Origin of the sequence: Candidatus Phytoplasma phoenicium, assembly GCF_001189415.1 — a bacterium.
Classification (GTDB): Bacteria; Bacillota_I; Bacilli_A; order Acholeplasmatales; family Acholeplasmataceae; genus Phytoplasma; species Phytoplasma phoenicium.
In genome coordinates this window covers 1-10,485 of sequence record NZ_JPSQ01000063.1, presented here as the reverse complement: position 1 = coordinate 10,485, position 10,485 = coordinate 1, and the positions used below count along the sequence as shown (strand labels likewise).

Annotated in this window: 12 protein-coding genes and 1 pseudogene; 8 read left to right on the top strand and 5 right to left on the bottom strand. The window is 23.8% G+C overall.

Annotated elements, in window-relative coordinates; all coding sequences use genetic code 11:
* The 8 genes and pseudogenes from AlmWB_RS01885 to AlmWB_RS01520 form a co-directional block, all read left to right on the top strand.
* Positions 1–463 (top strand): annotated as a pseudogene (locus AlmWB_RS01885) (ATP-dependent DNA helicase); the annotation flags it as partial.
* Positions 441–614 carry a hypothetical protein gene (locus AlmWB_RS01830; RefSeq protein ID WP_157022405.1) on the top strand — a complete coding sequence of 58 codons (174 nt, stop codon included), beginning with the start codon at positions 441–443 and terminating at the stop codon, positions 612–614. The pseudogene AlmWB_RS01885 and the gene AlmWB_RS01830, both read left to right, overlap by 23 nt.
* The gene (locus AlmWB_RS01950) at positions 541–786 is read left to right on the top strand and encodes a DEAD/DEAH box helicase (RefSeq protein WP_369126156.1); all 246 of its coding nucleotides are present in this window, start codon (positions 541–543) and stop codon (positions 784–786) included. The genes AlmWB_RS01830 and AlmWB_RS01950 overlap by 74 nt, the downstream gene beginning before the upstream one ends.
* Before the next feature lie 55 nt (positions 787–841).
* Positions 842–1,504 carry a helicase-related protein gene (locus AlmWB_RS01540; protein WP_050337400.1) on the top strand — a complete coding sequence of 221 codons (663 nt, stop codon included), beginning with the start codon at positions 842–844 and terminating at the stop codon, positions 1,502–1,504.
* A 2-nt stretch (positions 1,505–1,506) separates the two neighbouring features.
* The gene (gene plsX / locus AlmWB_RS01535) at positions 1,507–2,529 is read left to right on the top strand and encodes a phosphate acyltransferase PlsX (protein WP_050337398.1); all 1,023 of its coding nucleotides are present in this window, start codon (positions 1,507–1,509) and stop codon (positions 2,527–2,529) included.
* A gap of 18 nt (positions 2,530–2,547) precedes the next feature.
* Positions 2,548–3,225, top strand: a complete 678-nt coding sequence (gene rnc / locus AlmWB_RS01530; protein WP_050337396.1) for a ribonuclease III — start codon at positions 2,548–2,550, stop codon at positions 3,223–3,225.
* A gap of 1 nt (position 3,226) precedes the next feature.
* Positions 3,227–3,841, top strand: coding sequence for a DnaD domain protein (locus AlmWB_RS01525; protein ID WP_050337394.1), 615 nt, complete (start codon positions 3,227–3,229; stop codon positions 3,839–3,841).
* 128 nt (positions 3,842–3,969) lie between these two features.
* Positions 3,970–4,431: a hypothetical protein gene (locus AlmWB_RS01520; protein WP_050337392.1), complete on the top strand. Its 462-nt coding sequence runs from the start codon at positions 3,970–3,972 to the stop codon at positions 4,429–4,431.
* 90 nt (positions 4,432–4,521) lie between these two features.
* Here the strand turns inward: AlmWB_RS01520 and pyrG are convergent, their stop codons facing one another.
* The 5 genes from pyrG to dnaX all read right to left on the bottom strand — a co-directional run bounded on the left by pyrG (position 4,522) and on the right by dnaX (position 10,398).
* Positions 4,522–6,144 (bottom strand): CTP synthase, encoded by a 1,623-nt coding sequence (gene pyrG / locus AlmWB_RS01515; RefSeq protein WP_050337391.1) that lies wholly within the window; start codon positions 6,142–6,144, stop codon positions 4,522–4,524.
* Between the two features lie 39 nt (positions 6,145–6,183).
* Positions 6,184–7,035 (bottom strand): phosphatidylserine decarboxylase, encoded by an 852-nt coding sequence (locus tag AlmWB_RS01510; protein WP_239682431.1) that lies wholly within the window; start codon positions 7,033–7,035, stop codon positions 6,184–6,186.
* 17 nt (positions 7,036–7,052) lie between these two features.
* Positions 7,053–7,739, bottom strand: a complete 687-nt coding sequence (locus AlmWB_RS01505) for a CDP-alcohol phosphatidyltransferase family protein (protein ID WP_050337387.1) — start codon at positions 7,737–7,739, stop codon at positions 7,053–7,055.
* A gap of 79 nt (positions 7,740–7,818) precedes the next feature.
* The gene (gene rpoE / locus AlmWB_RS01500) at positions 7,819–8,367 is read right to left on the bottom strand and encodes a DNA-directed RNA polymerase subunit delta (RefSeq protein WP_050337385.1); all 549 of its coding nucleotides are present in this window, start codon (positions 8,365–8,367) and stop codon (positions 7,819–7,821) included.
* A 276-nt stretch (positions 8,368–8,643) separates the two neighbouring features.
* Complete coding sequence (dnaX, locus tag AlmWB_RS01495) at positions 8,644–10,398, bottom strand: DNA polymerase III subunit gamma/tau (RefSeq protein WP_050337383.1); 1,755 nt, start codon at positions 10,396–10,398, stop codon at positions 8,644–8,646.
* Positions 10,399–10,485 lie beyond the last annotated feature (87 nt).

The window sequence follows — 10,485 nt, the reverse complement described above, 5'->3', positions numbered from 1 at the left end:
GGAACTAAATTTAATAAATCAAATTCGACCTCTTTATCAATTCAAAAATATTTCTGATCCCACTTTAATAACTTTTTTTAAACAAATTTTTTCGCATTCTCAATTTCATATTAAAGAAAATTTAAATACTCATATTTTAACTAAATATTGTTTAATCAGTTGTCAACAAGCTTTACAAAATTTACATTTACCACAAAATAATGATATGTTACAACAAACTTTCAAACGTTTTAAGCACGAAGAAGCTTTACAAATAACGAAAAAATGGTTTACTGAACGTATTCATATGCTTTCAAAAACGCCTTTATCTTGTAATATTGCTTATATTCAAAAAATGATTACGAAAATCCCTTTTACATTAACAGAAAATCAAAAACAAATTATTAATGATATTTATAAAGATTTTAGTCAACCTTATCCTGTTAGTTGTTTAATTCAAGGTGATATGTCGCGGCACAGGTAAAACTATGGTTGTTTTTATAGCTGCTTTAGGTATCATTAATTTAAAAAAACAAGTTTTAATGATGGGCTCCGACAGAAATTTTAGCAAAGCAACATTATCGCAAGTTTACAAAACTTTTCCCAGACATAGCTGCTCTTTGTTTAACCTCTAAAAATAAAAAGAGAAAACAATTACAAAAAGATATTCAAACAAATAAAGTACTAATAGTATTTGGTACACATTTATTATCGACCACTATTTTCCATCAATTAAGTTTAATCATTATTGACAAAACACATAAATTTGGGATAGATATTAAAAAAACAAGTCCAAACAAAAAATGAAATAGCAGATATTTTATATTTAACAGCCACTCCTATACCAAAAGCTTTAATTGCTATGTATTTAGGGTTTATAAAAGTTTCTTTGTTAAAAAATAAACCTTATACCAAAAAAGAAGTAAGCACACAAAAATGCTCTTTATCAGAAGCAATAATACGTTTTAAAAAAAATCAAAATCGTAATCAACAATCTTACATTATTATACCTGCTATTCAAGATCAAACTCAATATTTTAATATTCCAAAAGTAGAGGCTATTTTAACACAAAATCAAATAGAACATTTATATATTCTACATGGTAAAAAAACCACTCAACAACAAGAAAATATAATGACATCATTTATTCCAGATAAAAAAGGAATATTATTAACTACTTCGATTATCGAAGTCGGTATTGATATTACTAATGCTACTATGATTATTATTTTAGGAGCTGAATATTTTGGCTTAAGTCAGCTTCACCAATTTAGAGGACGAGTAGGGCGTAATACTTATCAAAACTATTGTTTTTTAGTCACGCATAAACATCATAAAAGATTAGACATATTCATCAAAGAAAATGATGGTTTTAAATTAAGTGATTTTGATTTAAAAAATAGAGGACCAGGCGATTTTTTCGGTAAAAAACAAAGTGGTTTTTTTAAATATCGTTTTTTAAATATTACGAAAGATTTCGAGACTTTACAATATGACAAAAATTCAAACCAAAAGAAAGGATGAATATGATTAAATTAGCCATTGATGCAATGGGCGGAGATTTTGCTCCTAAAATAAATATTTTAGGTACCGTCAAAGCCTTATTAAAAGAACCTGATTTATATGTTTGCCTTTATGGTGATCAATTTAAAATTAATAATATTCTTCATCAACATTTTTCTAATAAATTAATTTCGTCTTTTAAAAAAAAAAGAATGACTATTATACATACTGATTTATGCTTAAATATGGATATTACTAATTTACGTGAAGTATTAAGCACACAACCACAACACTCTATGTTTTTAGCTTTAGAAGCTGTACGAAAGGGGGAAGTTGATGGTGTAGTTTCAGCTGGTCCTACTCAAGCTTTGATTTTTGCGAGTTATTTTATTATTAAAACGTTACCTTATATAAAAAGAATAGCTTTAGCTCCTTTGGTTCCTTCTTTAGATGGACGACGTACTCGTATTTTACTAGATGCAGGTGCAAATATTGAAACTCAGCCAGAACAATTGTTAAATTATGCTATTTGTGCTTCAATCATGGCCAAAGAATTATTATGTATTTCGCATCCTAAAATCAAATTATTCAATATTGGTATAGAAAGCACAAAAGGTAGAATATTAGAAAAAAAAACTTATCATTTATTACAACAGGATAAACGGATTCTTTTTCAAGGAAATGAAGAACCACAAAATCTTTTATCGACAGATGCAGATATTTTATTAAATGATGGTTTTGTTTTAAATATGATTATTAAAAGTTACGAAGGAGCAATCGAATCAACTATGCAAGCTTTTAAAAATGTTTTAACTAGTAATTTTTTTCTTAAGATAATTAGTAAACTTTTTTATGTTAAAAAATTGAAAGCAATGAAAAAAAAGATGGATCATAAAGAAATTGGTGGAGCAATGCTTTTGGGATTAAGTAAAATTGTTGTGAAGGCGCATGGAAATTCTAATGAATATGCCTTTTATAAGGCTATTCTTCAAGCAAAAAAATTAGTGCAACAAAATTTGATACAAAAAATTTCTCAACAATTTTAATAAGAAAATTAGTAAATTATGTTATTAAAAAATTTATTTAAAAGATTACAAATTAAACCCAAAAATATTTCTTTATATATTCAAGCTTTAACTCATAGTTCTTATGCCAATGAAAACAATTTTAAAGATCAAGATAACGAAAGATTGGAATTTTTAGGAGATGCTATTATTAATTTTTTAATGGCTAATTATTTATATCGTCAAAATATAGATAATGAAGGTATTATGACAAAAAAAAGAGCACAAGCAGTTTGTGTCGAATCTTTATTAATTTATGCAGAAGAAATCCAATTAAAAAAATATATTCTTTTAGGTAAAGGTGAGAAAAAAAGATATTTACAAAATTATTCTATTTTAGCTGATGCTTTTGAAGCTTTATTTGGAGCAATTTATTTAGATTTAGGTTTTTCACAAGTAGAAAAAACTTTTTATTATATTGTTCTACCTTGTTTAAATAAAGTAATTAATATTATTGATTTTAAAACACAGTTGCAAGAATTAGTGCAAACACATAAACAAAATTTAAGTTACCGTATTGTTTCGGAAAAAGGTTTAGCTCATGATAAAGAATTTATTGCAGAAGTTTATTTAGAAAATAAATTTTTAGGTCATGGTATTGGTAAAACTAAAAAAGCAGCTGAACAAAAAGCAGCTCAAAAAGCTTTAATGATGTTTCAACAAGAAAGGAAAATATAAAATGTTAAAAACTCTTTATGAAGAAAATTTTTTGGATATCGAAAAGTTATTACTTCAAGAATATAAAAATATTAATTTAGATTTACAAGAATTAATGATTTTACTTTTTTTATTTCAGAGTTATAAAAACAAAACCTTTTCTTCTTTAAATTTAGCTAAAAAAACCAATTTATCGAAAAACGACGTAGAAGCTATTTTAGAACGTTTAATTAAAAAAAATTTCTTTTCTTTATCACAAGAAAAAAAAAATAATATAATTTTTGAAATTTTTAATTTGGATAATACATTTTCGAAATTAGAAGAATTTTTCCTAACAAAAGAAAAAAAAAATCAAGAAAAACAAAAAAATCATCAGATTATAGAAACTATTGAAAATTTAGAAAAACTTAAAGGTCAATTTCTTATTAGTTATGAGTTAGAAATGGTTAAAAGCTGGTATTTGGAAAAAAAATTTTCACATGAAGAAATTATACAGACTATAGATAATGCACATTCTAATCATAAAAAATCTCTTCATTATATTGAACGAATGTTAAATTATGAAAATCACATTAAAATAGAACATGATGAAAAAACAGAACAAATTTTACATGAAATTTTTAAAAAAATGAAATAAATCGATGATATATTAATTGATTTATAAAATTATGTTATAATAATTATGATATTGAGTCTTTATAAAAAGATTTAATAATAATTTTAGAATAAAATTATTTTTTGAAAAAAAAGGAGAAATAATATTTCATGCAAAAAGAAAATTTATTAAATACAACAAAAGGTAAAGTTATTGTTGGTATTGGTAGCACAGTAGCACTTGTTTTAGTTTATACATTGATAGCTTATTTTTTTAGTATTTGGCCTTTCACTCGATATACGAAAGCCGAAGTAGAAAAATTATCAGATTTTGAATTAACTGTTGCAACTAACGCAGACCTTGACGCAAAAGACAAAGCAAACAAAAAATATAATGAATTACAAGGACGTTATGACAAAATAGAAAAAGCAGCAAAAAGCACAAAAGCATCAGAAAAAGATGATACAAAAAATGCGTTAGAAGCATTAAAAAACAAATTAACAGAATTTAAAGCTAAAATAAACAAAGATACATATTCAGCAGGTGAAGTTGTAACTGCATGTAACGCTATAACAAAAAATTTATTTACAACTGCTACAAATGCAATTATAAAAGATGCAGATTTAAAATAATATTATATTAAATAATATTTTCATCAAAAAAATAAAAAAAGATATTCGAATTAATTATTCAAATATCTTTTTTTTATTGGTTTATTTGTTTTAATTTGTTTTATACGCTATAACAGCACGAATAAAATCTTTAAATAATGGATGAGGTTTAAAAGGTCTTGATAAAAATTCTGGGTGAAATTGTACTGCTATAAACCAAATATGATTTTTTAATTCTATGATTTCTGTAAGTTGTTCTTCAGGATTAATTCCTGCAACAATAAAATTATTATCTTTGGTTAACAACGGAATATATTCCGGATTTACTTCATAACGTTGACGATGTCTTTCATAAATCATATTATTTTGAAAAATTTGATAACTTTTACTTTCGGTCGTAATTTGACAAAGATGTAATCCTAACCTTAAAGTTCCCCCTAAATTACGATTTTTAATTTTTCGAGTAATAACAGGTACAGATGTGTTTGGTTCCATTTCTTCAGAATGCGCTTCTTTCAAATTCAAAACATTACGAGTATATTCGATCACGGCCATTTGTAGACCTAAACAAATACCGAAAAAAGGAATATTATTTTCACGAGCATACTTAATAGCTTGTATTTTACCTTCAATTCCACGAGAACCAAAACCACCAGGTACTAAAATACCATTAAAATCTTGTAGTTTTGACATAACATTTTCCGCTGTTAAAGTTTCTGAATCAATCCATTTAATGTTAACATTTACATTATTATAATAAGCAGCATGTTTAAGTGCTTCTATAGTAGATAAATAAGCATCATTACACGTAAAATATTTACATACAAAACCAATAGTTATTTGTTTTTTTAAATTTTTTATTTTATGAATCAAAGCAGTATATTGAGAAATATCTGAAACAGGCATTGGTTGTAATTTAAAGTGATCAAGAATAAAATCATCAATTTTTTGTTGATGTAAATTAACGATAATTTTATATAAAATATCTGTATCAATATTTTCAAAAATAGCGTTTTTTTTAACATCGCATAAAATAGCTATTTTTTCTTTAATTTCTCTCGAAATATTTTTTTCACTACGTAAAATTAAAATTTGTGGTTGAATACCTAAAGATCTTAATTCTTTGATACTATGTTGCGTTGGTTTTGTTTTGATTTCGTTAGAAGTTTTTAAATAAGGAATTAAAGTATTATGGATATAAAGCGTATTATCAAATCCTATATTATAACGCATTTGTCTAATAGCTTCTAAAAAAGGTAAAGATTCAATATCGCCAACTGTCCCACCTATTTCCACAATAATCACATCACAATCTGTAATATTAGCAATATTTAAGATTTTATTTTTGATTTCATTTGTAATATGAGGAATGACTTGAATGGTTTTTCCTAAATATTCTCCTTGTCTTTCTTTTTGAATGACACTTTGATAAATTTGTCCTGTGGTGACATTCGATTCACGAAGTAAATTTTCGTCTAAAAAACGTTCATAATGACCTAAATCTAAATCAGTTTCTGCTCCATCATCAGTGACAAAAACTTCTCCATGTTGAAAAGGATTCATAGTTCCTGAATCTACATTGATATAAGGATCAAATTTTTGCATAAAAATTTTTAAACCGCGTTGTTTTAAAATTCTCCCAATAGTAGCTGCAATAATTCCTTTGCCTAAACCAGACACAACACCACCAGTTATAAAAATAAATTTTTTGTTTTTTACTTTATGATTATTCATATTTCCTTTTTTATCGAAAATAAAATTATATTAAAAACCTTAGTAAATTATTTTCGTTCCTATTTTGTTTCCTATATTAACTTTAGTTTCAATATTTTCTTGAGTTTTTTTTAAAATATAAGGTTCAAACTTAACTTTATTAGGTTTTACTAATAAAATAATTGTAGAACCGCCAATGGAAAAAAAACCCTTTTCTTCTCCTTTATGAAAATTTTTAATGGAATGGTTATTAATTTTGCCTACTAATAAAGCTCCTACCTCGGCTTGAATAATTTGACCAAAATTTTGAGTATCTAGAATAATATATTCACGACTATTTTCATGAAAAACATTATAGTAATTAAAAGCAATAGGTTGAACTGTATGAAATTTTCCTTTAATTTTCACAGAAGGATGAGAAATAATACCATTATCAACAAAAATATAACGATGATAATGTGTAGGCGCTAATCTTAAAACTATTATATAACCTTGATTATAATTTAAAGCCAAATTATTATTTTTTAAAAAATCGCTCAAATGATATTTTGTGTTTTTAATCAAATAAATACTATATGGTAAAATAGGATAAATACTAATAAAACCTTCTCCAGGGCTGATAAAAATTTCAGCTTCTTTACAAAAACCAATTTTTTTGTATTTACGAGTAAAAAAATCATTATAAGAAGTAAATTTTTGTTTTTCAAATAAACGAAGATTCATTTTTTCTTGTTTGACAATTTTTTGAATATGTATTTTAGAAATAAAGGTTTTGAAATAAAGACTAAAAATAAAAGTAAAAGAATGTGATGATAAAATTCTTAAGATCAATCTTTTCCAAAAACTTTTTTCTAAATTAGAATAAAAAAAATGAATTTTGTTTTTTTTTTTTTTTATTATTTTTTTTTTCATAATCATTACGTACGTGTTTAAAATTTGAAAATAATTAAACCAAAAATTAAAGTTATTAGAAATAATGTAATAGATAAAAAGTAAATAATATTTTTTTGTTTTTTAAATTTGATTTTATTAAACACAAATAAAATTGATAATAAAATAATCATTGCAAAATAAACAACAAAAGAATATTTATTAATCGTTGCAATTTCATTTGGCCATTGTTTTTTTAATATTTGACTACTTAAAATCAAAAGAGGAAAAATAATTGAAGAAACTGTCACAGGAATACCTATAAATATTTGATTTTCAAAATTTTCTTCTTTTTTGGCTAAAACATTGAAATAAGCAAGTCGAATTAAAGCAGTTAAAGAATATAAACCAGCGAAAAACCAAAATAAATAAGCTAATGGTTTATCGTTTATATAGGTTGTTTTAATAAATAAAACCCACCCAATTAAAATAGGTAAAAGTCCAAAACTAATCATATCAGCTAATGAATCAATTTGTACTCCATATTCTTTTTCTGTTGACGAATGATTTTTTTTTAAACGACTGATCACACCATCAAACATATCTAAAAAACCTGATATTAATAAACAAATAGTAGCATAAGATATATTTATTTGTTTATTCATCAAGAAACTAATACCAAAAACACCACTCAATAAATTTAAGTAAGTTAGATATGTTGTATAATTATATATACCTAAAAACATTATGAATTTGTCCTTTTTAATTTTTTAATCATAAATATAAATTTCCTATTGCAAATTATTCATAACTAATATCATATTATTATTTGTGATCTTCATAAAAATATTCATATTCATTTATCATATCTTCTTCCTCAACTATTTCAGTTTTATCTTTAATATTATCATCATTAATGATAGTTTCGTTATCTAATTTATCATCGTGTAATTCTAATTCGTATTCTTCTAAATGTTCTTCTTCTTTTTCTTCTTCGATAACATCACTCATCTTATTTTTAGTTGTGAAATCGTCAAAATCTAAAATTTCATTTTCTAAATGATGGGTTTTTTGATTTTCTTCTGTCGCTTCTTTATCATTTACAAAATATTCTTTATCCCATAAATGTAAATTATTATTTTTGATACTCCATAAATCATTACCATAAAAAACAAAACGACCACTAGAAACGATATCTAAATATAATTGCGAAACTTTATCTATTTCTTTTTCATCGATTTGTTTAATTTTTAAAACTTTGGATATTAATTCATAAATCGACATAGGTTCCTTATGAGATTTTAAAATTTCATAAGAAATATTAATCATTGCACTTTGTTCATTAATATCATTATTTTTATTTTCTTTTTTCATTTAAAGAAATTTTACTCCTTTTTAAAAATTTGAATCCTGAAGAAAACAATAGCATAATTATTTTCTTAATTAATTAAAATTATTTATTTTCCTTAATATGTTATTTTACTATACAAGTGTTATCACATTACTAAATATATTAACAAATTTCTTATTCAAAATTTAAAACCTTTAGAGATGTTGTTTTATTTTTTTAATTTAATGAATGATGAAAAATTTTGAAATTTTTTTATCCAAACGTATATCATTTCAAATATTCTTATCATTATTATTTTTTCAATCTTCTACTTCTATTTTATCATATTCAAACATTTCTTGGGCTAAGCGCAAAACTAAAGGTGTTTTGGTGGAATTTTTATTTTTAGGTTCATGTTTTTGAATATGTAAAATAGAATTTTGTTCATAAAAATCAGTGTTAAAAGATGATAAATTTAAATCCTGAATATTTGGGTTTTGAATAAAATTTAAATAAAGTGGTTCGATGACTTGTTGCCAATCTTTTTTTAAAATAATCAAATAATCTTTAACTAATTCTTTTTTAGTATTAAAAATTTTTTTAATAATAATATTTTTATTTTCTTCTTTTAATAAATTTATATAATTATTTTCTTCGCATGATAATAGTATTTCTTTGTTATTACTCACAATCAAAAGTTGAGCTGCAAATAAATCACTCGCAATCTTTGCTAATTCCTTATTTGGAAATTGTTTTAATTTATTCCACCCTTTGATTAAATTTTCTTTAGCTTTTGCATCAGCATTAAATAAAATTTGTTTTAAATGAGAGATAAAATTATTTTCTTTTTCTATTTTTTGAGGAGATGTTTGATTAATGGTTAAAGTTGGTTCTTTTAATAGAGTATGTTCTATATTTGGAATAGGTACTGTTGAAAGCGAAGAACTTGTTATATTCGTTGGTTCTTCATTATTATCAATAGATTTTACAGAGTTGAGCCGAGATATATCGGAATTAATAATAATGGCATGTATTCTTATAAAAAAAAACATTAATAAATTTTTTTTATGACATGAATTTTTAAGAATAGATTTTAACTCAAATAAAATTTTGAAAATATTGTCTATTTGTGATAATTCTAAATTTTGCAAAATATTGGTTTTTTTCTTTTTTGGTCCTTTTTTAAATTCATAAATCAAAGAATTTTGTAAAAAATCAATCATATTTTCTAAAAAAATCATTATTTCTATATTATCAGTCAAAATTTTTTCTAAAAGACTAATAAATTTTTTTGTTGTATTTTGGAATAAATATTTAAAAAGTTTTTCGATGTTTTCTTGAGAAACGATTCCTAAAACTTCTTCTACATCTGTGATTTCAATTAAATTATTTTTAAAAGAATTGATTTTATCTAATAAATTCAAAGCATCACGTAAACTACCCTTCGCATAAAAAGCTATTTTACTCAATGCTGCATGAGTGATACAAATTTTTTCCTCTGTGGAAACAATTTGTAATTGTTTCTCTATATCTTCAACCAAAAGATGAGTTAAATGAAAGTGTTGAGCACGAGAAAATATAGTTTTCGGAATTTTATTTAATTCACTTGTTATTAAAATAAAAATAACATTAATTGGTGGTTCTTCTAAGATTTTTAATAAAGCATTAAAAGCATTAATAGAAAGAGCATGAATTTCGTCAATAATATAAATTTTATATTTTAAAAAATAAGCCTTATATTCAGCTTTATTTTTTAATTCTCTAATTTCATCGACACCACTATAAGAAGCACCATCAATTTCAATAATATCTAAAGCTTTTTTTTGATTAATAAGTGAACATGTTTCACATATATTACAACAATCTTCATGACATAAATTTGAACAATTAATAGTTTTAGCAAAAATCTTGGTTAAAGTAGTTTTTCCTATACCTTTATCACCACTCAAAAGATAACAGTGATGAATTCGTTGATATTTAATAGCATTTTTTAAAGTTTGAATAACTATTTTTTGTCCCATCATTTGAGCAAAATTTTTAGGTCTATATTTTCGATATAAAGCAATATAAGACATACATTTTATAATCTTTCTTTCATTTTATTTTGCAAAACAAAAATTATATTATTAGTTATTATTTTTGATTTTTAATTTTTTTTAATT

Coding starts and splice junctions, on each gene's coding strand:
- AlmWB_RS01540 (WP_050337400.1), top strand. CDS start 842: ATGTATTTAGGGTTTATAAAAGTTTCTTTGTTAAAAAATAAACCTTAT.
- AlmWB_RS01510 (WP_239682431.1), bottom strand. CDS start 7,035: ATGAAAAAAAAAATAATAAAAAAAAAAAAAAACAAAATTCATTTTTTT.
- dnaX (WP_050337383.1), bottom strand. CDS start 10,398: ATGTCTTATATTGCTTTATATCGAAAATATAGACCTAAAAATTTTGCT.
- AlmWB_RS01525 (WP_050337394.1), top strand. CDS start 3,227: ATGTTAAAAACTCTTTATGAAGAAAATTTTTTGGATATCGAAAAGTTA.
- rnc (WP_050337396.1), top strand. CDS start 2,548: ATGTTATTAAAAAATTTATTTAAAAGATTACAAATTAAACCCAAAAAT.
- plsX (WP_050337398.1), top strand. CDS start 1,507: ATGATTAAATTAGCCATTGATGCAATGGGCGGAGATTTTGCTCCTAAA.
- rpoE (WP_050337385.1), bottom strand. CDS start 8,367: ATGAAAAAAGAAAATAAAAATAATGATATTAATGAACAAAGTGCAATG.
- AlmWB_RS01505 (WP_050337387.1), bottom strand. CDS start 7,739: ATGTTTTTAGGTATATATAATTATACAACATATCTAACTTACTTAAAT.
- pyrG (WP_050337391.1), bottom strand. CDS start 6,144: ATGAATAATCATAAAGTAAAAAACAAAAAATTTATTTTTATAACTGGT.
- AlmWB_RS01520 (WP_050337392.1), top strand. CDS start 3,970: ATGCAAAAAGAAAATTTATTAAATACAACAAAAGGTAAAGTTATTGTT.